Raw genomic sequence first — 23,294 nt, forward strand, 5'->3', positions numbered from 1 at the left:
CAACGGGCCCGGCCCGTTCGGCGTCCTGGTGACGGCAGGGTTGCGCGGCGGCGTGCGGCAGGTGTGCGGGCGGTGTGCGCACGCCCTTGTTGTGCTAGCACTTGAGCGCTAGCTTGAGCGGCATGGGTAAGAAGCAGCTGAACGTGCGGGTCGACGCCACGACCGCCGAGATGGCCCGGGAACGGGCGGAGCAGCAGGGGATCAGCATGAACCAGTACATCGAGCGCCTGGTCCAACAGGACATGGGCGAGTCCGGACGGGCCTTCGTGGACGCGGCTGCGCAGTTCATGAAGGAGTACGAGACGGCCTTCCTCGCCGAGTTCGGGGAGCCGGGCGACCTCCAGGACGTGCGCCGTTGAAGCTGGAGGTCGACCTCTCGTGGCTGCTCATGACCGCCGAGCAGTACACGCCCGGTGACCCGCAGGTCACCGACTACGGCTCGCTGCTCGCGGCGGTCACCCGCCATCAGGCCGAGATATTCGACATCGCGGTCTACCCCGAACCACAGGACCGTGCCGCCGCGCTGATGCACCAGCTGATCCGGGTGCCCGCGCTGGAGAAGACCAACGAACTTTTCGCCACCGCCGTCGCCTACGCCTATCTCGTCGCCAGCGGCTGCACCGTCGCCACCACCGCCCGCGAGGTGCGCAGCCTCTCCCGGGCCATCCGCGAGGGGCGGCTCGGGGTCTCGGGCGTCGCCGAGAGGCTGGCGGCCTGGGTGGTGGACGAGGCGGAGGGGGAAGGCGTCACCGGGGCGGACGAGGAGGACGAGGACGACGACTGACCGTCGCCGCCCCGTCGGGGCTCCCCGGGCCGTTGCGCGCCGGGCTCCTGCCGGGCGGAGGGGGTTCTACTGGACGGCGGCCTCCTGCGGGGCGGCGGCCTTCTGCTGGTCACCGGTCTCCTGCTGGGCGGGCGGCTCCGCGATCAGGGCCGTCGCGAAGGCGCGGAAGCCGGCCCGGCGGTAGATCCGGGCGACGTCCTCGTCGGCGGCGGACAGGAACACCGTCCGCACCCCGTTAGCCCGGGCGTGCGCGACCAGGGCCGCGGTGACCGCCAGGCCCAGCCCGCGACGGCGCGCGGACGGGAGCGTGCCCACCCCGGCCACTTCGGTGACCGGGCCCACCGGGTTGTGCTGGCCCGCGCACAGCGCCGTGCCGTCCTCCAGGGCCGCGGCGAGCACGGTGGTGCCGGCGGTGATCCGACGGGAGATCCGCTCCACCGTGCCGTCGACCGTCAGCGTCGCCGCGCTCTCGGCGAGTTCGGCCGTGCCGGCCGGGCCGACGGCGGTGCCCGGCTCGGCGAAGGCCAGGTGCGGGACGGCGATGGCGGCCGCCAGTTCCGGCGCATCCGGCGCCAGCACCCGGACCTCCACCCGTTCCGGCAGCTCGGGCGCCGGGGCCGCTTCGTCCTGCGGGCCCAGCACCAGCAGCGGGTGCTCGTGCACCGTCAGGCCCGCCGCCTCGACCGCCGCGCGCAGCTCCGGGTTCTGCTCGGCCACCCACTCGAAGGCCTCCGGCACGCCCAGCTCCCGCTGCCGATCCAGCACCCGGCGGACGTCCCCGGCGGTGGCGGCCGGGCCGTTGTGGCCGAGGGCCGGGCGGGCGTAGTACGGCCAGCCGGCCCCGTCGCGGACGAACAGGGTCAGCGGCCCGAAGTCCTCGGTACGGGCGGCGCTGCGCGGCACGGCGTCGTAGTAGGTCTCGATCTCGTCGAGCAGGAGGCGGTCGGGAGCATGATCGGCAGGAGTCACGGCCCGCATCCAAGCAGGGGCGGGGGCGAGGTGCCACCCGTTTTCGCGTGCGGTCCGGTCCTCCGGTCACGCCTCGGGGGCCGATTGTTGCCGAACGCTTACCCGCTCGCAGCGATCTTGTGCGGACACGGCGTGCATGCTGAAGCCTTTACAGCTCTGCCGAGGGGGACGGCGGACGTCTGCACGAGGCGAGGCAAGGGGGAAGACAGGCCCATGAGGCTCTGCTTTCTGGTGGAGGAACACTACCGGCACGACGGCATGCCACTCGACGTGGCGCGCCAACTCACCGCGTGGGGGCACCGGGTGGACGTGCTGCGCCCCGGGGACTCGCTGCTGGCGATCTCCGAGGAGGTCCGGGCCGGCAGCCACGACGCCTGGGTGCTCAAGACCGTGTCCGGCGGGCCCGGGCTGACCCTGCTGGAGTCGGCCGCCGCCGTCGGCCTCACCACGGTGAACGACGTGCGCTCGATCCGGGGGGTCCGGGACAAGGCGCTCGCCGCGGTGATCGGCCGCACCCGCGGCCTGCCCGTCCCGGTGACGTACGCGGCCGCGCGCTGGGAGCGGCTGGCGGAGATCCCTGCCGCCGAGTACCCGCTGGTGGTCAAGCCCGCCGACGGCAGCTCCGGGCGCGCCGTGCGGCTGGTGCGCGACCCCGGCCAACTGCTGGAGGTCGGGCCGGAGCTGGCGGGGGAGGGGCTGCTGATCGCGCAGCCGTACGTGCCCAACTCCGGGACCGACCTCAAGGTGTACTGCGTCGACGGCGAGCTGTTCGCGACGGAACGTTCCTCCCCGCTACACCCCGGGCAGGGTGTGCGCGAGCGGCAGGTGCCGCTGCCGGGGAGCGTCGCGCGGATCGTCGCGCAGGTCGGCGAGGTGTTCGGGCTGGACCTGTACGGGGTCGACGTGCTGCTGGGGCCGGACGGGCCGGTCGTGGTGGACGTCAACGACTTCCCGAGCTTCCGGCAGGTGCCGGACGCGGTGGCCCGGGTCGCCCGGGCGGTGCTGCGGCTGGCACGCAGCGGGACGGCCGTGTCGGTGCCCGGCGGGCCCGCCGAACTGGTGCCCGCGGGCGGCGATCCGTACGGGCACCTGGGCTTCGGCGAAGGGGAGCTGCTGTGAAGGTCGGGCTGATCACCGGCGACCCGGGGCATCCGGTGCTGGCGGCGGCCGCCGAACTGCTGGTGAGGCAGGGGCACGAGGTGGCGGCCGTCCCGCCCGCGGGGCCCGTGGGCGGGCTCGCGGACGTCTACCTGCTCAAGGCGCGTACGCCGCAGGCGCTGGCGCTGGCGGGGGAGTTGGAGCGGAGGGGCGCGCCGGTGGTCAACTCGGCGGCGGCCACCGAGCTGTGCCAGGACCGGGTGCGGATGGCCGACCTCGCCCGCGCCGCCGGGCTGCCCTTCGCGCCCACGGACGCGGTCGGACGGCTGGGCGAACTCGTCGATCCGGCCTACCCGTTCGTGGTCAAGAGCCGGCACAGCAGGCGGCACGACCTGGTCGCCCGGGTGGACGGCCCGGCCCGGCTGCGCGAACTCGCCGAGTGCTGGCCCGAGGAGCCGGTCGTCACGCAGCCGTTCGTCCCGGGGAGCGGTTGGGACCAGAAGCTGTGGGTGGTCGACGGGCAGGTGTTCGCGGCCCGGCGGCAGTCCGAACTGGCCACCGGCACGGGGAAGTCGGGGCGGGCGGAGGACTGGGAGCCGTCCGCGGGGCGGGCCGCGCTCGCGCTGCGCGTCGGCGAGGTGTTCGGGCTGGACGTGTACGGGGTCGACCTGCTCGACGGGCCCGCCGAGCCGGTCATCGTGGACGTCAACGCCTTTCCCGGGGTCCGCGGGCGGCCCGGTGCGCCGGAGGCGCTCGTGGCGCTGGCGCTGCGCGTCGGGGCGGAGCGGGGCCGGGCGCTCGCGGGGCTCGGGCCCGGGAGGGGGACGAGGTAGGTCCTGCCGGGGGTTGCCGGGTGCTGCCGGGGCGGTGGCCCGGGGCGTCTGGTCCGCCGAGGTCGTTAGGCTGGCTGGCGCCCCGACCGGCCGGGGCGTACGGCGAGAGAAGACGGAACCTTGCTCCAGGACATCGAGCGCTACCTGGCCTGCCCGCACTGCGCGCAGGCCCTCACCCGGCACGACCGCAGCCTGCGCTGCCCGGCCGGGCACAGCTTCGACCTCGCCAAGCAGGGCTACGTCAGCCTCCTCGCCGGCGACGCCCACACCGGCACCGGGGACACCGCCGAGATGGTCGCGGCCCGCGCGGACTTCCTGGCCGCCGGGCACTACCGGCCGATCGCCGAGGCGCTGGCGCAGGCCGCCTCCGACGTCGCCGGCGAGTCCGGCGGCCTGGTCGCCGACCTCGGTGCCGGCACCGGCCACTACCTGGCGCACGTCCTGGACGCCCTGCCCGGGACGGTCGGCGCCGCCCTCGACATCTCCAAGTTCGCGCTGCGCCGTGCCGCCAGGGCGCACCCCCGGATCGGCGCCGTGGTGTGCGACGCCTGGCGCCCGCTGCCGCTGCGGGACGCCTCGGCCGAGCTGATGCTCAACGTCTTCGCCCCGCGCAACGGGCCCGAGATCCGCCGGGTGCTGCGCCCCGGCGGCACCCTGCTGCTGGTCTCTCCGACCGCCCGCCACCTGCGCGAACTCGTGGACGCGCTGGGGCTGCTGTCGGTGGACGAGGAGAAGCAGCGGCGGATCGACGACAAGCTCGGGCCGTACCTGGAGCCGGCCGGGCGGCGGGAGGTCGAGTTCACCCTGCGGCTCGGCCCGCAGGACGTGCGCACCGTCGTCGGCATGGGGCCGAGCGCCTGGCACACCGACCCGGAGCGGCTCGGCGCCGCGCTCGCGGAGCTGCCGGAGCCGGTCGAGGTGACGGCCTCGGTGACGGTGGCCGCGTACCTGCGCTGAGCGCCACGTTGGGATGAATCTGCGCTGAAGGTACGTTTCTGCCGGTCGGCCTGCGGCTAACGTCCCATGGGTGAACCGCGACGCCACCAGGCCCGCAGGGCCGGCCCACCTCCGACCGGCCGCCCCGGGGCCCGACCGGCCGCCCGTGCCGCGCCCCACCGTCGAGGAGCTCCGGCTCACCTCGTTCAAGTCCTACCGGCGTGCGGTGTTGCCGCTCGCGCCCCTCACCGTGCTGCACGGGCCCGCCGGGGTCGGCAAGTCCAACGCCCTCGACGCGTTGGCCGTGCTGTCCCGGCTCGCCCTCGGCGAGGAGATCGCCGACTCGCTGGACGGGCTGCCCGAACGCACCGGCCCGCTCGCCGGGCCCGTCCGCGGCGGTCTGGACGGGTGCGTCCCGCACGGGCGGGACGCGATCATCCTCGGCTGCACCGTCCGCTCGCCGCACGGCCTGATCCGGCTCGACGTGGTGATCCGCACCGGCGGCCCGGTCCGGATCGCCCGGGAGTCGCTCACCCTCGACGGCCGGACCCTGATGGACACCGGCGAGCAGGACGTCCGCAACCGGCGGGTCAACGTCTGCTGGCACAACGACACCCGCCAGGGCGACATCCGGGCACCGTTCCCCAGCGGCACGATGATCACCGCGCAGCTGCCGTTGCGGGTCGCGGGCTCGTCGGCCGGGGAGTGCCTCGTCCTCGCCGCCACCGAGGACCTGCTCACCGCGCTGCGCGAGGTCTTCCCGCTGCACCCCGTCCCCGCGCTGATGCGCGGCTGGGCCCGGGCCGACCAGCAGGCCCGGCTGCGCAGCAACGCCGCCAACATCTCCGCCGTCGTCGCCCGGCTGAGCAACGAGTGCCCGCGCCGGTACGGGCAGCTGCTGCGAGCCCTGCAGGCCGCCGCACCGCACCCGCTGCTCGGGCTCACCCTGGCCGAGCGCGAGAGCGCGGGCGTGCGGCGGGTCCTCGCCGTCTTCGACGAGGGCGTCCTCGGGCGCACCGGGGCCGACCAGGCCTCCGACGGGATGCTGCGCCACCTCGCCTTCTCCGCGGTGCTGCTGACCGGGGCCGGGGTGCTCGACCTCGACGTGGCCGCCGAGGTGCCCTGGGCGCACCGGCAGCTCACCGTGCTGGCCGAGGACCTGGGTGCGGGGCTCTCCGCCGAGCAGACCGCCGGACTGCTCCGGCTGGCGCGGGACATGGCGGAGCGCAGCCAGCTGCGGGTGGTCGCGGCCGTGCAGGAGCCGGCGGCGGCACGGGAGGCGCTGGGCGGCGCGCCCGGGGGCGGGGCGGTACTGGTCGAGTGCCGGCGGGATCCGGACTCCGGGTTCACGGTGCTGCGGCCGGAGGCGGCGCGGGTGCCGGCCCAGGGTGGGCGCGGGGAAGCGGCCGGTGGGGTGGACGGGCGTGCGGACGGGCGTGCGTCGGCGGGCGACGGCCCGTCGGCGGAGCAGGAGGGGCCGGCCGAATCCCCGGAGGGTGGTGGGGCGTCCCCGGCCGGCGGTGGGGCGGCGAGCCGCGATGCGGTAGACCTGGAGGGGTGAGCGAACGAGCGACGGGGCCGGCGGAGCCCACCGTGGAGGCCTTGCGGCAGCGGCTGGTGGACTTCGCGGCGGCCCGGCGGTGGGAACCCTTCCACACGCCGAAGAACCTGGCGGCGGCGCTGAGCGTGGAGGCGGGGGAGCTGCTGGAGATCTTCCAGTGGCTGACGCCCGAGCAGGCGGCCGCGGTGATGTCCGATCCGGAGCGCGCGCACCGGGTGCGCGACGAGGTCGCCGACGTGCTGGCGTACCTGCTCCAGTTCTGCACGGCGGTCGGGGTGGATCCGTTGGAGGCACTGGCGGCCAAGATCGAGCGGAACGAGCGTCGCTTCCCGGTGCCGGTGGACACGACCGGTGCCGACCGGGAGACGGTCGAGGCCGACCCGGCCGCTGAAAATGCGGCTTTCGTCAACTCAGACGTGGACGACCAACCCTTGTGAGGGACGGAAGTTATCCACAACCCGGGACTTGTCCACAGCTTCTGACAACGTGGATGCGCACTCGGGCCATTGCTCGCACGCTTTCGCCGTGACCAGCCGTCAGTGCTCGGGCCGCCCCTTCCGGCGGCCAGGGCCGACGGCGACAGCGAGCGGGAGGAGCGGTGGCCATGGAGGCGCTGCGACTGATCAAGACGGCCCGGCACGCCCTGGCCGAGGCCAGGCACGTACCGGACGTGCTGGCCGAGGCGCGGCAGGCCGCGCTGCTCACCGAGGCGGTGGGCGCCAGGCTGGCGGAGTCGGAGGACGAGGAGCTCACCGGGCTGGGGCAGCAGCTGTCCGAGGCCGGGGCCCACGCGGCGGTCTGCCTGGACCGCTCCGTCCTCCGGGCGGCCCTGGTGAGCGGCGGCCGGGCCGCGCGGCTCACCGACCTCGGGGACTTGGCGCCGGCCCTGGGGGCGCTGGACGGATTGCTCCAGGAGGTCGGGGAGACGCTGGTGGTGCTGGCCTGCGGAGCGGACACCGAGAGCCTCTACTGGACCTGCATCGACGGTGTGGACGCGGTGTCGGAGTGCAAGGACCTGACCGGGCGGCTGCGTGAGGCGGCGGTCCGGTCCGGGGAGACGGAGCCCGCGGCGCTCGGCGGGGCGGAGCGTGAGCGAGAGCCGGTGGGTGGCGGGGCGCCGTTACTGGTGGTCCGGCTCGGCCCGCCGGGCGAAGCCGGCCCACCGGGTGGTGGCGGTGCGGCGAGCAGCAGCGGCTCGCCCTCCGGCAGTGGTCCCCCGGACGGCGGCGGCCCGCCCGGTGGGGGCGGGCCGGCCGAGGAGGAGCAGGCGGCGGGCTACCGCGTGCCCGGCGCGTCCGAGGTCTCGGAGGTGTCCGTGCCGGTCGGATAGGTGGTGGAGTCGGCGCTCCCGGAGCCGGAGCCGGAGCCGGAGCCGGAGCCGGAGCCCTGGAGTTCGGCGAGGTCGGCGGTGACGGAGGCGAGCAGTTCCTGCATCTGCTCCAGCAGGCTCTTGGGAGTGGCGGGTCCGGCCGAGGTGCCGTCGGCCGAGCCCGTCGGGCTGCTCGGGAACTGCGGCGTGGCAGATGGTTCGGACATGACGGGACCTCTTCGGATCGGTGGTGCGGTGTGGAGCGGCCGACGGTGGCTCGGACCGCACGGCGGGAGGTGGCAGTTGCCCGCCACCGGGGCACCCACCCCCGCCGTAGCACCCAACGAACCGCTCCGGATGCCGTCACCCGGACACCACCCGATGCGGTCCAACTCCGCTGCGCGGTAAGCCTCCCGGGTGAGCCGGGGTTGCCGTCACGGCGCGGCCTCGGCTAGGCGCGGAGCGACCCCGGGCGACGCGGAGCGGGGCGTGACCGGAGACGCGGAACAAGGCGCGGTCGAGCACGCCCGGGGAGGAGAAGGAGGAAGAAGAAGGGGGAGAACCCACCCCTTGCCACTCTCAACGTATAGCGCATGGGGGGTCTTGCGGCAAGGCCCCCGCGGTGGCGCACAATCGCAGGCCTCAGATCGGAGCTGATGCCATGAACCGCCAGACCACCAGTGCGTTCGACCTTCCCGCCCGCCTCGCCGCCAAGGCCGACCCGGCGCTGATCGGCGAGGACGAACGGCACTTCGCGGCCGTTGCGGAGAGCCTGTCGCAGTCGATCGCCGAGCTGTCCGACCGCCTCGACGTGCTGCGCCGCGCGCCGGGCGGCCTCGGCCGGGAGGCGATGGACCGGGACATCGAGGTGCACAGGCTGACCGGTCGGCTGCGCGCCCTGCGCCGCTTCGGTCTGGACCTGTGCCTCGGGCGGGTCGTCCTCGCGGACGACCCGGAGCCGGTGTACATCGGGCGGCTCGGTCTCACCGACAGCGAGGGGCGCCGGCTGCTGGTCGACTGGCGCTCGCCCGCGGCCGAGCCGTTCTTCGCGGCCACCCACGCCGACCCGATGGGCCTGGCGAGCCGGCGCCGGTACCGCTGGACCGGTGGCCGGATCGGCGACTACTGGGACGAGGTGTTCACCGCCGAGGCCCTGGAGGGGCACGCCGCGCTGGACGACCAGTCCGCGTTCATCGCCGGCCTGGGCGGCAACCGTTCGGCCCGGATGAGGGACGTGCTGGCCACCATCCAGGCCGACCAGAACGCCATCATCCGGGCGGGGTCCCGGGGCGCCCTGGTGGTCGACGGCGGCCCCGGCACCGGCAAGACGGTCGTCGCGCTGCACCGCTCCGCGTACCTGCTCCACTCCGACCCCCGGCTCGGCCACCAGCGCGGCGGCGTGCTGTTCGTCGGCCCGCACCAGCCCTACCTGGCCTACGTCGCCGACGTCCTGCCCAGCCTCGGCGAGGAGGGGGTGCGCACCTGCACCGTGCGGGACCTCGTCGTGGAGGGGGCGAAGGCCGGGGCCGAGACCGACCCGGAGGCGGCCCGGCTGAAGTCCTCGGTCGACATGGTGAAGGCGATCGAGAAGGCCGTCCGGTTCTACGAGGAGCCGCCCACCGAGGGCATGGAGGTGACCACCCACTGGGCCGACCTCTGGCTGAGCGCCGAGGACTGGTCCGACGCGTTCGACGCGCCGGACCCGGGCACCCCGCACAACGAGGCCCGCGAACAGATCTGGGAGGAGCTGGCCACGATCCTGATGGACAAGCTGGACGAGGACGAGGGGGTCTCGCCCGAGCTGTTCCGCAGGTCGCTGCGACAGGACCGGGAGCTGACCGAGACGCTCAACCGGGCCTGGCCGCTGCTCGACGCGGCCGACCTGGTCGGCGACCTCTGGTCGGTGCCCGCCTACCTGCGGATGTGCGCGCCCTGGCTCGCCCCCGAGGAGGTCCGCAGACTTCAGCGCAAGGACGCGCCCCAGGCCTGGACGGTGTCCGACCTGCCGCTCCTGGACGCGGCCCGGCAGCGGCTCGGCGATCCGGAGGCGGAGGGGCGCCGGCGCCGGCGGGAGGCCGCGGCCGCCGCCGAACGCGCGCGGATGGCCGACGTCATCGGCGACCTGCTACAGGCCGACGACGACGGCGAGGGCGCGGTGACGATGCTGCGCGGGCGCGACCTCCAGGACACCCTGGTCGACGAGACCGCCCTGCCCGTCGCCGATCCGGAGCCGCTCGCCGGGCCGTTCGCGCACATCGTGGTGGACGAGGCCCAGGAGCTGACCGACGCGGAGTGGCAGATGCTGCTGCTGCGCTGCCCGTCCCGGAGCTTCACCATCGTCGGGGACCGCGCGCAGGCCAGGCACGGTTTCACGGAGTCCTGGCAGGAGCGGCTGGAGCGGATCGGGCTCGACCGGAACACGGTGGCCTCGCTGAGCATCAACTACCGGACGCCGGAGGAGGTCATGGCCGAGGCCGAACCCGCGATCCGGGCCGCGCTGCCGGACGCCAACGTGCCGACCTCCGTGCGCAGCAGCGGCATCCCCGTCGAGCACCGGTCGGTGGCGGAGCTGGACACCGTCCTGGACGGCTGGCTCGCCGAGCACGGCGAGGGGATCGCCTGTGTGATCGGTGCCCCCGGTTTCGAGGCGCGGCCGCGGGTCCGGTCGCTGACTCCGGAGCTGTCCAAGGGCCTCGAGTTCGACCTGGTCGCCCTGGTCGATCCGGAGGCGTTCGGCGGGGGTGTGGAGGGAGCGGTCGACCGCTACGTCGCGATGACCAGGGCGACCCAGCGGCTGGTGGTCCTCAGGAGCTCGTGAGGAGGCGACGGCGAAGGGAGCGAAGCGCGGAAGGAGGGAGCGGAGGGGCTGGAACGCGCGTCGCCCGGTCGAGTGACGCGGGTGTCGGGCGGTGGCGTCGGGAGGTCGGACCGGGGTGACGGACGAGCAGGAACCGTCGGCGTCATGGGCTGCCGGGCGGAAGCAACGGCTACGGTCGGCCGGACAGTCGGCGGCGGTGCGGCTCGCGGGCGGGCGGCACCGGGGCGCCCGTGCGGCGCCAGGCGAGCCGGGGCTGATCGTGCGCTGGGACGGCTACCGGCGGCTGCCGGGGACGGTGGCCGAGGACTGCGCCGCCCAGCGGATCCTCTACGGGATCGAGGGTGCGGGGGCGTCGCGGCCCGGGCGCCCGACGCGGCGGCCGAGGAAGACGCCGGGCACCACCGCAAGCCCTGAGGCCCGCGCGGGTGGGGCCCAGCCCACCTGCGACCGGACCGCGAGATGCGAGTGGGTCCGGCGCCACTCGGCGCCGGACCCCAACGGCCTCTGTCCGCAGGTCAGTTGTGGGTGTGCAGGTCGGCGTTCAGGCCGCCCCAGGAGCCGGAGCGGGCGATGACCTCGACCGCGCCGCTCTGCGAGTTGCGGCGGAACAGCAGGTTGTCCTGGCCGGACAGCTCGACGGCCTTGGCCACCGTGCCGTCCGGGGTGGTGACCCGGGTGCCGGCGGTCACGTACAGACCGGCCTCGACCACGCAGTCGCTGCCGAGCGAGATGCCGATGCCCGCGTTGGCGCCGAGCAGGCAGCGCTCGCCGACCGAGACGACCTGCTTGCCGCCGCCGGACAGGGTGCCCATGATCGAGGCGCCGCCGCCGATGTCGCTGTGGTCGCCGACGATGACGCCCGCGCTGATCCGGCCCTCGACCATGGAGGTGCCCAGGGTGCCGGCGTTGAAGTTGACGAAGCCCTCGTGCATCACGGTGGTGCCCGTGGCCAGGTGCGCGCCGAGCCGGACGCGGTCGGCGTGGGCGATGCGCACACCGGTCGGGGCGACGTAGTCGGTCATCCGCGGGAACTTGTCGATCCCGTACACGGCCAGCTGGCCGCCCTGGGCGCGCACGGCGAGGCGGGCCTGCTCGACCTTGTCCACCGGGACGGGGCCGATGCTGGTCCACGCGACATTGGCGAGCAGACCGAAGATGCCGTCCAGGTTCTGGCCGTGCGGCTTGACCAGACGGTGGCTGAGCAGGTGCAGGCGCAGGTACACGTCGTGCGTGTCGAGCGGCTTCTCGTCCAGCGAGGCGATGGTGGTGCGCACGGCGACCACCTCGACGCCGCGGCGCGCGTCGGCGCGCAGCGCCTCGGCCGCGCCGGCGCCGAGCTCGGCCTCGGCCTGCTCGGCGGTCAGGCGGACGGTGCCGGCCGGGCCGGGCTCGGCGGCCAGCGCGGGGGCGGGGAACCAGGTGTCGAGGACGGTGCCGTCGGCGGCGATGGTGGCCAGACCGGTGGCCACGGCGCCGTTCGCCGAGGAGGTGGATTCGAGCGAGGTGGATTCAGCAGTCACACCGTGCACGTTAACCAATGCGGGGCTCCGGTGCCGAACACGCCCATCGGGCGGACGCACCCGCCGGACGTGCTGGTCGGCGGCCCGCGGGGCGGGAAAACCCGGTGCCCGGCGCCCGGCACTGGGCGATACTTCAGCGGGTGTTCATGTCGATCTCCACCACCGGCAGCGCCGAGGACCCGGCCACGGACCTCGGGTTCCTGCTGCACAAGCACCCCGGCAAGGTCCAGCGGTTCACCACGTCGCACGGCGAGGCCCACGTCTTCTACCCCGAGGCGGAGGACGAGGTCTGCACGGCGGCGCTGCTGCTGGACATCGACCCGATCGCACTGGTCCGCAAGGGTCGGGGCGACGGCAGGGGGCGCGGCGGCTCGCCCGACTTCGCGCTCGCCCAGTACGTCAACGACCGCCCGTACGCCGCGTCCTCACTGCTCGCGGTGGCGCTGCGCACGGTGTTCCGGTCCGCGATGAAGGGCGCCTGCCCGGCTCGCCCCGAACTGCCCGGGCGGGCCCGCCCGCTGCGGATCGAGCTGCCCGCCGTGCCCGCGAACGGCGCGGGCGAGAGCGGTGGCCCGGCCCTGGTGGCCCGGCTGTTCGAGCCGCTGGGCTGGCAGGTCGAGGCGGCGGCGATCCCGTTGGACGAGTCGTTCCCCGAGTGGGGCGAGTCCCGCTACGTACGGATCGCGCTCTCCTCCGGGACGGTACGGCTCGCCGACGCGCTCCAGCACCTGTACGTCCTGCTGCCGGTCCTGGACGGCGCCAAGCACTACTGGGTCGCCCCGGACGAGGTGGACAAGCTGCTCGCCGCCGGTCAGGGCTGGCTGGCGGCCCACCCGGAGCGCGCCCTGATCACCCGCCGCTACCTGTCCCGGCGCTGGTCGCTGACCCGGGCCGCGATGGAGCGCCTGGAACTGGCCCGGCTGGCGGAGGCCGACGACCGCGAGGTCGAGGAGATCGACAACGCGGTCGACGACCGGCCCGAGGAGGAGCCCGGCGACGTGAACCCCGGCGCGAGCCCCGACACGAACGGTGGGGAGCGTCCCGAGGACGGCAGCGCGGCCGGCCCGGCGCCGGAGCCGCCCCGCGGGCCCTCCCTCGCCGAGCAGCGCCGCACCGCGATCCTCGATGCGCTGCGCGAGACCGGCGCCGCCCGCGTCGCCGATCTCGGCTGCGGCCAGGGCGAGTTGATCGGTGAGCTGCTCAAGGACGCCCGGTTCACCGGAATCCTCGGGGTGGACGTCTCCGCCCGGGCGCTGCGGGCGGCGAGCCGTAAGCTGCGCCTGGAGCGGCTGTCGGAGCGTCAGGCCGCCCGGGTGACGCTGACACAGGGGGCGCTCACCTACACCGATGCCCGACTCAAGGGCTTCGACGCGGCGGTGCTGTGCGAGGTGATCGAGCACCTGGACCTGCCTCGGCTGCCCGCGCTGGAGTACGCGGTGTTCGGTGCCGCCCGGCCGAGGACGGTCGTGGTCACCACGCCGAACGCCGAGTACAACGTCCGCTGGGAGAGCCTGCCGGCGGGCGCCGTCCGGCACGCCGACCACCGCTTCGAGTGGTCCCGGGCGGAGTTCCGGGCCTGGGCCGGGAAGGTCGCCGCCGCGTACGGCTACACCGTGGAGCTGCGCCCGGTCGGCCCGGAGGACGAGGAGGTCGGCGCCCCGACGCAGCTGGCCCTGTTCACCACGGCCACCGCACCCACCACGGCCACCGCACCCACCACGACGGCGACACCCACCACGCCCACCGAGACCACCACGACCACGACGCCCGAAGGAGGCGAGCCCCGATGACCGACGACGCGACCGAGAGCGCCGCACCCGACGAGAGCCAGGACCAGGCGCAGGCCGAGCGCGGCACCACCCCCCGCCGCCTCCCCGTCACCGACGTCTCCCTCGTCGTCCTGATCGGCACCAGCGGCGCGGGCAAGTCCACCTTCGCCCGCCGCCACTTCCTGCCCACCCAGGTGGTCTCCTCCGACTTCTGCCGAGGACTGGTCGCCGACGACGAGAACGACCAGTCCGCCTCCGCCGAGGCCTTCGACGTCCTGCACTACATCGTCGGCAAGCGCCTGGCGGCCGGCCGGCTGACCGTCGTGGACGCCACCAACGTCCAGCCCGAGGCCCGCCGCCAGCTGGTCGCGATCGCCCGCGAGCACGATGTGCTGCCGATCGCGATCGTCCTGGACGTTCCGCCGGGGGTGTGCGCCGAGCGCAACCGTTCCCGCCCGGACCGTCAGCTGCCGGCCCACGTCGTCCCCCGCCAGCACCGGGAGCTGCGCCGTTCCCTCCGGGGCCTGGAGCGCGAGGGCTTCCGCAAGGTGCACGTCCTGCGCGGCGAGGCCGAGGTGGCGGCGGCCGGGATCGAGCTGGAGAAGCGCTACAACGACCTGCGCCACCTCACCGGCCCGTTCGACATCGTCGGCGACGTCCACGGCTGCCGCTCCGAACTGGAGACCCTGCTGACCCGGCTCGGCTACACCCTGACCCGGGACGCCGAGGGCCGTCCGGTGGACGCCGCGCACCCCGCGGGCCGCACCGCCGTCTTCGTCGGTGACCTGGTCGACCGCGGCCCCGACACCCCGGGCGTGCTGCGCCTGGTGATGGGCATGGTGGCGGCCGGCCACGCGCTCTGCGTGCCGGGCAACCACGAGAACAAGCTCGGCCGGGCGATGGACGGCAAGAAGGTCACCGTCGCCTACGGCCTGCAGGAGTCGCTGGACCAGCTGGCGGGGGAGAGCGAGGAGTTCCGGGCCGAGGCCCGCGCGTTCATGCGCGGCCTGGTCAGCCACTACCTGCTGGACGGCGGCGCCCTGGTGGTCTGCCACGCCGGCCTGCCGGAGAAGTACCACGGCCGCAACTCCGGCCGGGTCCGCTCGCACGCGCTGTACGGGGAGACCACCGGCGAGACCGACGAGTACGGTCTGCCGGTGCGCTACCCGTGGGCGGAGGAGTACCGGGGCCGGGCGCTGGTGGTCTACGGACACACCCCGGTGCCGACCGCGAGCTTCGTCAACAACACCGTCTGCCTGGACACCGGCTGCGTCTTCGGCGGCAGCCTGACCGCGCTGCGCTACCCGGAGCGCGAGCTGGTGAGCGTCGGGGCCGAGCGCGAGTGGTACGCCCCGGTGCGTCCGCTGATCACCGACGCGCCGGGTGCCCGCGAGGGCCGTCCGCTGGACCTCGCCGACGTGGCCGGGCGCCGGATCGTCGAGACCGGGCTGCACGGGCGGGTGGCCGTCCGGGAGGAGAACGCGGCCGCCGCGCTGGAGGTGATGAGCCGCTTCGCGCTGGACCCGCGGCTGCTCGCCTACCTGCCGCCGACCATGGCGCCGAGCGCCACCTCGCGCCGGGACGGCTACCTGGAGCACCCGGAGGAGGCCTTCCTCGGCTACCGGGCGGACGGTGTGCGGCACCTGGTCTGCGAGGAGAAGCACATGGGCTCGCGCGCGGTGGTGCTGGTCGCCCGGGACGAGTCCGCGCTGGAGCGCCGCTTCGGCGTGGCCGGCCCCGGCGCGATCTGGACCCGGACCGGCCGCGCCTTCCTCGCCGACGGGGAGCTGGCCGGTGCCGTGCTCGACCGGGTCCGGGCGGCGGCCGAGCGCGCCGGGCTGTTCGAGGAGCTGGCCACCGACTGGCTGCTGCTGGACGCCGAGCTGATGCCCTGGTCGCTGAAGGCGGTGGAGCTGCTGCGCCGCCAGTACGCGGCGGTCGGCGCGGCGGCGGGCGCCGCCCTGCCGGAGGTGCTGTCCGCGCTGGAGCGGGCGGCCGGGCGCGGCCTGGACCTCGCCCACCTGACCGCCCGCCAGCGCCGGCGCGCGGCCGACGCACGGGCGTTCACCGAGGCGTACCGGCGCTACTGCTGGCCGACCGAGGGCCTGTCGGGCATCCGGCTCGCGCCGTTCCAGCTGCTCGCGGCCGAGGGGGTGAACCTCGCGGTGCGCCCGCACGACGAGCACCTGGACCTGATCGACCGCCTGGTGGCCGCCGACACCGCTGCCGCCACCGCCGCGACCAACGCCACCGCCGCGACCAACGTCACCGCCGACGCGACCGCCACCGCCGACGCGACCGGCGGCCCGGGAAGCCCGGAGCGCCGGAAGGAGCCGGTGCTGCACCGCACCCGGCGGATCCTGGTGGACACCGAGGACGAGGCCTCGATGGCCGCCGCCACCGCCTGGTGGGAGGAGCTGACCGCGGCGGGCGGCGAGGGAATGGTGGTCAAGCCGCTGGTTTCGCCGGCGCGCACGGTGCGTGGCGAGGGCCGGCCGGGCGGTCTGGTGCAGCCCGGGGTGAAGGTGCGCGGCCGGGAGTACCTGCGGATCGTCTACGGCCCGGACTACACCGAGCACCTCGACCGGCTGCGGCTGCGCGCGCTGGGCCACAAGCGCTCGCTGGCGCTGCGCGAGTACGCGCTGGGCCTGGAGGCGCTGGACCGGCTGGCGGCGGGGGAGCCGCTGTGGCGGGTGCACGAGCCGGTCTTCGCGGTGCTCGCGCTGGAGTCGGAGCCGGTCGATCCTCGGCTGTGACGGTGGCGCCGGAGGAGGGGAGTTGCCCCGTGGGCTCCCTTCCTCCACCCTGCCTCTGTATAGAAATTCCGAGTATCGTATAGACTTGCCGCTTTCCCGCAGTCCCGTCACCCCAGGAGCCCGGCATGGCCTTCAACCTCCGGAACAGGCACTTCCTCAAGGAGCTCGACTTCACGCCCCAGGAGTTCCGCTTCCTGGTGGACCTCGCCGCCGGTCTCAAGGCGGCGAAGTACGCGGGCACCGAGCAGCCCCGGCTGCGCGGCAAGAACATCGCGCTGATCTTCGAGAAGACCTCCACCCGCACCCGTTGCGCCTTCGAGGTCGCCGCCCACGACCAGGGCGCCACCACCACCTACCTGGACCCCGCGGGTTCGCAGATCGGCCACAAGGAGTCGATCAAGGACACCGCCCGAGTGCTCGGCCGGATGTTCGACGGCATCGAGTACCGCGGCCACGGCCAGGAGGTCGTCGAGGAGCTCGCCGAGTACTCCGGCGTCCCGGTCTGGAACGGCCTGACCGACGAGTGGCACCCCACCCAGATGCTGGCCGACGTGCTCACCATCACCGAGCACACCGTCAAGCCGCTCCCCGACGTCGCCCTCGCCTACCTCGGCGACGCCCGCTCCAACATGGGCAACTCGCTGCTGGTCACCGGCGCCCTGCTCGGCATGGACATCCGGATCGTCGCCCCGCGCGCGCTCTGGCCGACCGCGGAGGTGCAGAAGTCGGCGCAGGCCCTGGCCGAGACGACCGGCGCCCGGATCACCCTGACCGAGGACGTGGCCGAAGGCGTGGTCGGCGCCGACTTCCTCTACACCGACGTCTGGGTCTCGATGGGCGAGCCCAAGGAGGTCTGGGCCGAGCGGATCGAGCTGCTCGCGCCGTACCAGGTCTCCATGGACACCGTCCGGGCCACCGGCAACCCGGACGTGAAGTTCCTGCACTGCCTGCCCGCCTTCCACGACCTCGGCATGGTGGTCGGGCGGCAGATGTACGAGGCGACCGGCATGGCCGAGCTGGAGTGCACCGACGAGCTGTTCGAGTCGGCGCACTCCGTCGTGTTCGACCAGGCCGAGAACCGGCTGCACACCATCAAGGCGGTGCTGGTCGCCACCCTCGGCTCCTGACCGGCCCGAGGACTCCGGACGGCCCCCGGGGGCGGACGATCCCCGGGGGTCGCGGACGGCTTTTCGGGTGGCCCGGCCTCAGCCGTCCAGCTTGACGCAGGCCACCCGGTCGCCCGCCGCGTGCGGGCCGGCCGGGGTGCCCGCGTGCAGCACCAGCGAGCGGGCCGCGCCCGGCCGCGGCCGCCAGGCCACCGCGGTGGTGGCGCTGCCCCGGCCCTGCCCGTCGGTGTGCAGCACCAGCCGCAGCTCGTTGCGCCCGTTGGCGTACGCCGGGTCGGTGGACGGCTGCACCGGGTCGACCGCGTCCTGGTAGTGCGGCCCGGAGGAGGCCGGGTCGGCCCCGCAGCTGCCGGTGTGCAGGTGCACCGGGAACTCGTGACCGGGGGCGAGCCCGGAGGCCGTCAGGGTGAGCGCCGTCCGCCCGGGCACCGAGTGGTCGGTGACGATCCGGGCGTGCGAGCCGTACGGCACCAGGTCGCTCGCGTAGCTGATCGCGGCCGGCGGGACGAAGGCGGTGGCCGGGTCGAAGTCGGCCTCGACGACGGTGACCGGCGAGGCGGCGGGGGCGAGCAGGGCCAGTGGCAGCAGGGCGGCGGCGAGCGGAGCGGTCATCGGTCGGGCCTTTCGGGGGCGGGGCGACGGGGCCCCCTGCTAAACGGCGCCGCCCCGGGAAGGACACCGCCCCGGGAAGGACACCGCCACCGAGGGCGCCCCCGCCCGGGAGCGCCGCCGCCCGTGCGGGCCGCGAGCCTCAGGCGGGCGGCTCGCGCCGGATCCCCCGGATCTCGCAGCGCGGCCCGCTGGCCCGCATCAGCCGCAGGTCGGCGGTGACCAGCGGCACCCCGTACCGCTCGGCGACCGCGACGTACGCGGCGTCGTCCGGGGTCAGGTTGTCCTTGAGCTCCCAGATCCGCCCGAGCAGCGGCGCCACCTCGACCTTGCGGACCTTGTGGGCCGCCACCTCCGCGAGTTCGCCGGTGACTTCGGCGACCCGTTCGGCGGTCAGTTCCTTGGCCAGGTAGAGGCCGCGCAGCGACTGCATCACCTCGATCACGATGTGCTCGGGCGCCAGCCACTCGCCGTCGGCGGCGAGTTCGGCCCGGGCGGCGGCCCCGCGCGGGCCCTCGTCGGCGAGCGCCAGCACCAGCGCGGACGCGTCCACCACGATCACCGGCCGACCCCCTTCGCCATGCGCCTCACCCGGCCAACCGTACCGGGAAGGCTCTCGGCCCTTCGGTCCGGGTGAGTTCGGTCCGGGTGAGGCGGTGAGGCCGTCGGCGGGCATGGTGCGCTCCGGCCGTCGTCGTGGAGCGGCCGGACCGTCTCCTCCCGTGACGACGTGGGGGCTGCGCCCGCTGTGCCTCATCGGACGCCTGAGCCCGGAAACCGCGTGACGATCAGCCCCCGGCCAGCAGCCCTGCCAGCAGGGAGACGGCGTTGGCGGTGCCGGCGGCGATCCAGGTCAGCGGGTCGCGCGGGCGCAGACCGGCGAGCGGGCACAGCAGCAGCGCCTCGACGGCGCAGACCGCCGCCTCGCTGAGCGCGAAGGTCGTCCAGTACGCTGCCGCCGCCCCGTCGGTCCAGTGCCGGAGGGTCCACCAGAGCAGTGGGTGCGTCACCAGGTTGACCAGGACGGCGGCCGCGGCCGCCCGTCCGGGGCGGACCCGTCCGACGCGGACGAGGGCGACGGTGTAGACGGGTGTCTCGGTCAGCATGGTGAGGGCGAGGGCCACCGGGTAGCGCACGGCGGGGATCGTGCCATGAAGAGGGGGAACGTGGCGACCACGAGCGCAGGCGCGGCCACGAACGTCGGCGCACCCACGGCCGGGGGCGCCTGGCCCGCGCCCGGCCCGGCCGCCCGGCTGGGTGCCGCGCCGTTCGCGGGCTTCGCCCTGTCGGCCGTCCTCGCCCTGGTGCCGGCCCTGCGGGCGCCGACCGGCCTGGCGGTGTTGGGTCTGGCCGCGTTCGGCCTGCTGCACAACGTGCTGGAGCTGCGCTACGTGGCCGGCCGCTTCGCCACCGTCCTGACCGGCCCGCTGCTGCGGCTGCTGCTGGCACTGGTGACCGGCATCGTGCTGTGCCGCCTGCTGCCGCCCTCCCGGGCGTCCCAGGCGGCGGAGATCCTGCTCGCGTACGGCCTGCTGGCGGCCGCCTGCCGGTACGGGCTGCGCGGCCGCCCCCGGCTCCTGGCGGCGGGCGCGGTGCTGCTGGTGGCGGCCGGGGCGGCCTCGCTGGCCTTCCCGGCGTACCACTTCGTGGTGCTGGCCCATCTGCACAACGTGGTGCCGCTGCTGTTCCTGGCCGAGTGGTCGCGCCGGCTGCGGCGGGGGCGGGCCGGGTTCCTGGCGCTCCAGGCCGGCTGGGTGCTGGTGGTGCCGGCCCTGCTGCTGAGCGGTCTGCTGGACGGTCTGCTGTCCCAGCGCCCCGGCGGCTGGACGGACCGGCTGGCCGCCGCCTACACCCCGCCCGCCTGGCTGACCCCGGAGGCGGGCCTGCGCTTCCTGGCGGTGTTCGCCTTCCTCCAGACGATGCACTACGTGGTCTGGGTCTGGTTCCTGCCCCGGTACGCGCCGGAGGCCGCGGAGCGCTTCGACGCCCGGGTGCCGGCGCTGCGCGGGGTCCGGGCCTGGGCGCTGGGCGCGGGCGCCGGCGTGCTGCTGGCGCTGCTGTTCGCGGTGGACTACGCCCAGGGCCGGTCGCTGTACGCGGCGTTGGCGAGCTACCACGCCTATCTGGAGTTCCCGGTGTTGTTGATGCTGGTCCTGGGCCTGGGCGCGACCCGGGCACGAACGGAGGAGAAAGAGTGACGACGATCCTGCTGGCCGACATCGCCCCCTCGCCGACCGGCGGTTCCGGTGGTGAGCTTGTGGTGGTGCTGCTGATGGCGGCCGCGGTCGTGGCGGGTGCGGTCTGGCTGATCAGGCTGGAGCGCAAGCGGCGCGGCCCGGACGACCAGTGAGCCACGGCATGCACTATGGTTTATCTCGACATCGAGATAACTGCCCCTTACGATATATCTCGACATCAAGATACTTGCCGAGAGGCGCTCGCCGGCGATGCGGCAAGGTCTGCCTAAGTAAGGCTGACCTTACCACCGCGTGACGGCCGGATATCGCACGAAGCACCCAGAAGGAGTCAGTCGTGTCCGCGAACAGCTTCGACGCCCGCAGCTCGCTGCAGGTGGGCGACGAGTCGTACGAGATCTTCAAGCTCTCCGCCGTCGAGGGTTCCGAGCGGCTGCCGTACAGCCTCAAGGTGCTGCTGGAGAACCTGCTCCGCACGGAGGACGGCGCGAACATCACCGCCGACCACATCCGCGCCCTCGGCAGCTGGGACGAGAACGCCCAGCCGAGCCAGGAGATCCAGTTCACCCCGGCCCGCGTGATCATGCAGGACTTCACCGGTGTGCCGTGCGTGGTCGACCTCGCCACCATGCGTGAGGCCGTCAAGGAGCTGGGCGGCGACCCGGCCAAGATCAACCCGCTGGCCCCGGCCGAGCTGGTCATCGACCACTCGGTCATCGCCGACAAGTTCGGCACCAAGGACGCGTTCACCCAGAACGTCGAGATCGAGTACGGCCGCAACAAGGAGCGCTACCAGTTCCTGCGCTGGGGCCAGACCGCCTTCGACGAGTTCAAGGTCGTCCCGCCGGGCACCGGCATCGTCCACCAGGTGAACATCGAGCACCTGGCCCGCACCGTCATGGTCCGCGGCGGCCAGGCCTACCCGGACACCTGCGTCGGCACCGACTCGCACACCACCATGGTCAACGGCCTGGGCGTGCTGGGCTGGGGCGTCGGCGGCATCGAGGCCGAGGCCGCCATGCTCGGCCAGCCGGTCTCCATGCTGATCCCGCGCGTGGTCGGCTTCAAGCTGACCGGCGAGCTGCCGGCCGGCACCACCGCCACCGACCTGGTGCTCACCATCACCGAGATGCTGCGCAAGCACGGTGTGGTCGGCAAGTTCGTCGAGTTCTACGGTGACGGCATCGGCTCCATCCCGCTGGCCAACCGCGCCACCATCGGCAACATGTCGCCGGAGTTCGGCTCGACCTGCGCGATCTTCCCGATCGACGCCGAGACCATCAACTACCTGCGCCTGACCGGCCGTGACGAGCAGCAGCTCGCCCTGGTCGAGGCCTACGCCAAGGAGCAGGGCCTCTGGCACAACCCGGCGCACGAGCCGGTCTACTCGGAGTACCTGGAGCTGGACGTCTCCACCGTCGTCCCGTCGATCTCCGGCCCGAAGCGCCCGCAGGACCGCGTGGTCCTGGCCGAGGCCGCCGAGAAGTTCGCCGAGGCGCTGCCGACCTACTCCGCCGAGGCCTCGAAGCCGACCGCCGTCACCGCCCCCGACGGCTCGACCTACGAGATCGACAACGGCGCGGTCGTGATCGCCTCGATCACCTCCTGCACCAACACCTCCAACCCCTCCGTCATGCTGGGCGCCGCCCTGCTGGCGAAGAAGGCCGTGGAGAAGGGCCTGCACGTCAAGCCCTGGGTCAAGACCACCCTGGCGCCCGGCTCCAAGGTCGTCATGGACTACTACGAGAAGGCCGGCCTGCTCCCGTACATGGAGAAGCTGGGCTTCAACCTGGTCGGCTACGGCTGCGTCACCTGCATCGGCAACTCGGGCCCGCTGCCCGAGGAGGTCTCGGCCGCCGTCAACGAGTCCGACCTCGCGGTCGTCTCGGTGCTCTCCGGCAACCGCAACTTCGAGGGCCGGATCAACCCCGACGTCAAGATGAACTACCTGGCCTCCCCGCCGCTGGTGGTCGCCTACGCCCTCGCCGGCAACATGAACGTCGACATCACCAAGGACGCCCTGGGCCAGGACGCCGACGGCAACGACGTCTTCCTCGCCGACATCTGGCCGTCGGAGCAGGAGGTCGCGGACACCGTGGCCGCCTCCATCGACGAGGCGATGTTCGACAAGGGCTACCAGGACGTCTTCGCCGGCGACCACCGCTGGCAGTCGCTCCCGGTCCCGACCGGCAACACCTTCGAGTGGGACGCCGAGTCCACCTACGTCCGCAAGCCCCCGTACTTCGAGGGCATGGCCAAGACCCCGAGCCCGGTGACCGACATCGCCGGTGCCCGCGTCCTGGCCAAGCTGGGCGACTCGGTCACCACCGACCACATCTCCCCGGCCGGCAACATCAAGCCGGGCACCCCGGCGGCGCAGTACCTGACCGCCAACGGCGTCGAGAAGCGTGACTTCAACTCCTACGGCTCGCGCCGTGGCAACCACGAGGTCATGATCCGCGGCACCTTCGCCAACATCCGTCTGCGCAACCAGATCGCGCCGGGCACCGAGGGCGGCTACACCCGCGACTTCACCCAGGCCGACGCGCCGGTGTCGTTCATCTACGACGCCTCGCAGAACTACCAGGCCGCCGGCATCCCGCTGGTCGTCCTGGCCGGCAAGGAGTACGGCTCCGGCTCGTCCCGCGACTGGGCCGCCAAGGGCACCGCGCTGCTCGGCGTCAAGGCCGTCATCGCCGAGTCCTACGAGCGCATCCACCGCTCGAACCTGATCGGCATGGGCGTCCTGCCGCTGCAGTTCCCGGAGGGCGAGAACGCCGAGTCCCTCGGCCTGACCGGCGAGGAGACCTTCTCCATCACCGGCGTGACCGAGCTCAACGAGGGCCGCACCCCGAAGACCGTCAAGGTCAAGGCCGGCGACAAGGAGTTCGACGCGGTCGTCCGCATCGACACCCCCGGTGAGGCGGACTACTACCGCAACGGCGGCATCCTGCAGTACGTGCTGCGCTCGCTGATCGGCTGAGTCCCGGCACAGGCCTGAGAGGGGGCC

General features: G+C 73.9%; 21 protein-coding genes and 1 pseudogene. 16 read left to right on the forward strand and 6 right to left on the reverse strand.

Annotated elements, in window-relative coordinates:
• Window positions 1-122: 122 nt before the first annotated feature.
• Together ACFU7Y_RS14965 and ACFU7Y_RS14970 are read left to right on the forward strand one after the other, a co-directional pair.
• On the forward strand, window positions 123-359 hold the full coding sequence (locus ACFU7Y_RS14965) for a toxin-antitoxin system HicB family antitoxin (protein WP_045703875.1): 237 nt from the start codon (window positions 123-125) through the stop codon (window positions 357-359).
• Window positions 356-784, forward strand: coding sequence for a fic family toxin-antitoxin system, toxin component (locus ACFU7Y_RS14970; protein WP_224284003.1), 429 nt, complete (start codon window positions 356-358; stop codon window positions 782-784). The genes ACFU7Y_RS14965 and ACFU7Y_RS14970 overlap by 4 nt, the downstream gene beginning before the upstream one ends.
• Before the next feature lie 66 nt (window positions 785-850).
• On the opposite strand, the gene ACFU7Y_RS14975 is transcribed toward ACFU7Y_RS14970, so the two are convergent.
• Window positions 851-1,762: a GNAT family N-acetyltransferase gene (locus ACFU7Y_RS14975; RefSeq protein ID WP_380768154.1), complete on the reverse strand. Its 912-nt coding sequence runs from the start codon at window positions 1,760-1,762 to the stop codon at window positions 851-853.
• 204 nt (window positions 1,763-1,966) lie between these two features.
• Between ACFU7Y_RS14975 and ACFU7Y_RS14980 the strand changes: the two genes are divergently transcribed.
• The 6 genes and pseudogenes from ACFU7Y_RS14980 (at window position 1,967) to ACFU7Y_RS15005 (ending at window position 7,511) form a co-directional block, all read left to right on the forward strand.
• Complete coding sequence (locus ACFU7Y_RS14980) at window positions 1,967-2,872, forward strand: RimK family alpha-L-glutamate ligase (RefSeq protein ID WP_380768156.1); 906 nt, start codon at window positions 1,967-1,969, stop codon at window positions 2,870-2,872.
• Window positions 2,869-3,684, forward strand: a complete 816-nt coding sequence (locus ACFU7Y_RS14985) for a RimK family alpha-L-glutamate ligase (RefSeq protein WP_380768158.1) — start codon at window positions 2,869-2,871, stop codon at window positions 3,682-3,684. The genes ACFU7Y_RS14980 and ACFU7Y_RS14985 overlap by 4 nt, the downstream gene beginning before the upstream one ends.
• A gap of 120 nt (window positions 3,685-3,804) precedes the next feature.
• Window positions 3,805-4,641: a putative RNA methyltransferase gene (locus tag ACFU7Y_RS14990; RefSeq protein WP_224284534.1), complete on the forward strand. Its 837-nt coding sequence runs from the start codon at window positions 3,805-3,807 to the stop codon at window positions 4,639-4,641.
• Window positions 4,642-4,711: 70 nt separating this feature from the next.
• Window positions 4,712-6,181, forward strand: coding sequence for an AAA family ATPase (locus tag ACFU7Y_RS14995; protein ID WP_380768160.1), 1,470 nt, complete (start codon window positions 4,712-4,714; stop codon window positions 6,179-6,181).
• A gap of 32 nt (window positions 6,182-6,213) precedes the next feature.
• Window positions 6,214-6,519: pseudogene (locus tag ACFU7Y_RS15000) on the forward strand (nucleotide pyrophosphohydrolase); the annotation flags it as partial.
• Window positions 6,520-6,785: 266 nt separating this feature from the next.
• On the forward strand, window positions 6,786-7,511 hold the full coding sequence (locus tag ACFU7Y_RS15005) for a DUF6099 family protein (protein WP_224284532.1): 726 nt from the start codon (window positions 6,786-6,788) through the stop codon (window positions 7,509-7,511).
• Here ACFU7Y_RS15005 and ACFU7Y_RS15010 read toward each other — a convergent pair.
• A complete protein-coding gene (locus tag ACFU7Y_RS15010; protein ID WP_380768162.1) occupies window positions 7,457-7,717 on the reverse strand; it encodes a hypothetical protein in 261 nt (86 codons plus the stop codon). The two genes, ACFU7Y_RS15005 and ACFU7Y_RS15010, sit on opposite strands and share 55 nt — an antisense overlap.
• Before the next feature lie 434 nt (window positions 7,718-8,151).
• Between ACFU7Y_RS15010 and helR the strand changes: the two genes are divergently transcribed.
• Both helR and ACFU7Y_RS15020 read left to right on the forward strand, forming a co-directional pair.
• A complete protein-coding gene (helR, locus tag ACFU7Y_RS15015; protein ID WP_380768164.1) occupies window positions 8,152-10,308 on the forward strand; it encodes an RNA polymerase recycling motor ATPase HelR in 2,157 nt (718 codons plus the stop codon).
• Window positions 10,309-10,423: 115 nt separating this feature from the next.
• Window positions 10,424-10,882 (forward strand): DUF6087 family protein, encoded by a 459-nt coding sequence (locus tag ACFU7Y_RS15020; protein ID WP_380768166.1) that lies wholly within the window; start codon window positions 10,424-10,426, stop codon window positions 10,880-10,882.
• Here ACFU7Y_RS15020 and dapD read toward each other — a convergent pair.
• Window positions 10,824-11,828, reverse strand: coding sequence for a 2,3,4,5-tetrahydropyridine-2,6-dicarboxylate N-succinyltransferase (dapD, locus tag ACFU7Y_RS15025; protein WP_380768168.1), 1,005 nt, complete (start codon window positions 11,826-11,828; stop codon window positions 10,824-10,826). The two genes, ACFU7Y_RS15020 and dapD, sit on opposite strands and share 59 nt — an antisense overlap.
• A 140-nt stretch (window positions 11,829-11,968) precedes the next feature.
• On the opposite strand from dapD, the gene ACFU7Y_RS15030 reads away from it, so the two are divergent.
• The 3 genes from ACFU7Y_RS15030 (at window position 11,969) to argF (ending at window position 17,480) form a co-directional block, all read left to right on the forward strand.
• Window positions 11,969-13,618 (forward strand): 3' terminal RNA ribose 2'-O-methyltransferase Hen1, encoded by a 1,650-nt coding sequence (locus ACFU7Y_RS15030; protein WP_224284696.1) that lies wholly within the window; start codon window positions 11,969-11,971, stop codon window positions 13,616-13,618.
• Complete coding sequence (locus ACFU7Y_RS15035) at window positions 13,615-16,353, forward strand: polynucleotide kinase-phosphatase (protein ID WP_380768170.1); 2,739 nt, start codon at window positions 13,615-13,617, stop codon at window positions 16,351-16,353. Before ACFU7Y_RS15030 ends, ACFU7Y_RS15035 begins: the two co-directional genes overlap by 4 nt.
• Window positions 16,354-16,478: 125 nt before the next feature.
• Window positions 16,479-17,480, forward strand: a complete 1,002-nt coding sequence (argF, locus tag ACFU7Y_RS15040) for an ornithine carbamoyltransferase (protein ID WP_380768172.1) — start codon at window positions 16,479-16,481, stop codon at window positions 17,478-17,480.
• A 78-nt stretch (window positions 17,481-17,558) separates the two neighbouring features.
• Here the strand turns inward: argF and ACFU7Y_RS15045 are convergent, their stop codons facing one another.
• The 3 genes from ACFU7Y_RS15045 to ACFU7Y_RS15055 form a co-directional block, all read right to left on the reverse strand.
• Window positions 17,559-18,092, reverse strand: coding sequence for a superoxide dismutase family protein (locus ACFU7Y_RS15045; protein ID WP_380768174.1), 534 nt, complete (start codon window positions 18,090-18,092; stop codon window positions 17,559-17,561).
• A gap of 139 nt (window positions 18,093-18,231) precedes the next feature.
• Window positions 18,232-18,651 carry a type II toxin-antitoxin system VapC family toxin gene (locus ACFU7Y_RS15050; protein WP_224285453.1) on the reverse strand — a complete coding sequence of 140 codons (420 nt, stop codon included), beginning with the start codon at window positions 18,649-18,651 and terminating at the stop codon, window positions 18,232-18,234.
• Between the two features lie 226 nt (window positions 18,652-18,877).
• Window positions 18,878-19,225: a hypothetical protein gene (locus ACFU7Y_RS15055; RefSeq protein ID WP_380768176.1), complete on the reverse strand. Its 348-nt coding sequence runs from the start codon at window positions 19,223-19,225 to the stop codon at window positions 18,878-18,880.
• Between the two features lie 30 nt (window positions 19,226-19,255).
• On the opposite strand from ACFU7Y_RS15055, the gene ACFU7Y_RS15060 reads away from it, so the two are divergent.
• From ACFU7Y_RS15060 to acnA, 3 genes are all read left to right on the forward strand, one after another.
• Window positions 19,256-20,287 (forward strand): hypothetical protein, encoded by a 1,032-nt coding sequence (locus tag ACFU7Y_RS15060; protein WP_380768178.1) that lies wholly within the window; start codon window positions 19,256-19,258, stop codon window positions 20,285-20,287.
• Window positions 20,284-20,439, forward strand: coding sequence for a hypothetical protein (locus ACFU7Y_RS15065; RefSeq protein ID WP_224284168.1), 156 nt, complete (start codon window positions 20,284-20,286; stop codon window positions 20,437-20,439). Before ACFU7Y_RS15060 ends, ACFU7Y_RS15065 begins: the two co-directional genes overlap by 4 nt.
• Window positions 20,440-20,621: 182 nt before the next feature.
• Window positions 20,622-23,267 (forward strand): aconitate hydratase AcnA, encoded by a 2,646-nt coding sequence (gene acnA, locus ACFU7Y_RS15070; protein ID WP_380768179.1) that lies wholly within the window; start codon window positions 20,622-20,624, stop codon window positions 23,265-23,267.
• The last annotated feature ends 27 nt before the right edge of the window (window positions 23,268-23,294 follow it).

This window comes from Kitasatospora sp. NPDC057542 (genome assembly GCF_042801945.1).
In the GTDB taxonomy this organism is placed as follows: Bacteria; Actinomycetota; Actinomycetes; order Streptomycetales; family Streptomycetaceae; genus Kitasatospora.

Excerpts from the sequence above, each read along its gene's own strand:
- ACFU7Y_RS14965 (WP_045703875.1), top strand. The coding sequence starts at position 123 with ATGGGTAAGAAGCAGCTGAACGTGCGGGTCGACGCCACGACCGCCGAG.
- helR (WP_380768164.1), top strand. The coding sequence starts at position 8,152 with ATGAACCGCCAGACCACCAGTGCGTTCGACCTTCCCGCCCGCCTCGCC.
- ACFU7Y_RS15035 (WP_380768170.1), top strand. The coding sequence starts at position 13,615 with ATGACCGACGACGCGACCGAGAGCGCCGCACCCGACGAGAGCCAGGAC.
- ACFU7Y_RS15005 (WP_224284532.1), top strand. The coding sequence starts at position 6,786 with ATGGAGGCGCTGCGACTGATCAAGACGGCCCGGCACGCCCTGGCCGAG.
- ACFU7Y_RS15010 (WP_380768162.1), bottom strand. The coding sequence starts at position 7,717 with ATGTCCGAACCATCTGCCACGCCGCAGTTCCCGAGCAGCCCGACGGGC.
- argF (WP_380768172.1), top strand. The coding sequence starts at position 16,479 with ATGGCCTTCAACCTCCGGAACAGGCACTTCCTCAAGGAGCTCGACTTC.
- ACFU7Y_RS15045 (WP_380768174.1), bottom strand. The coding sequence starts at position 18,092 with ATGACCGCTCCGCTCGCCGCCGCCCTGCTGCCACTGGCCCTGCTCGCC.
- ACFU7Y_RS14975 (WP_380768154.1), bottom strand. The coding sequence starts at position 1,762 with ATGCGGGCCGTGACTCCTGCCGATCATGCTCCCGACCGCCTCCTGCTC.
- ACFU7Y_RS14980 (WP_380768156.1), top strand. The coding sequence starts at position 1,967 with ATGAGGCTCTGCTTTCTGGTGGAGGAACACTACCGGCACGACGGCATG.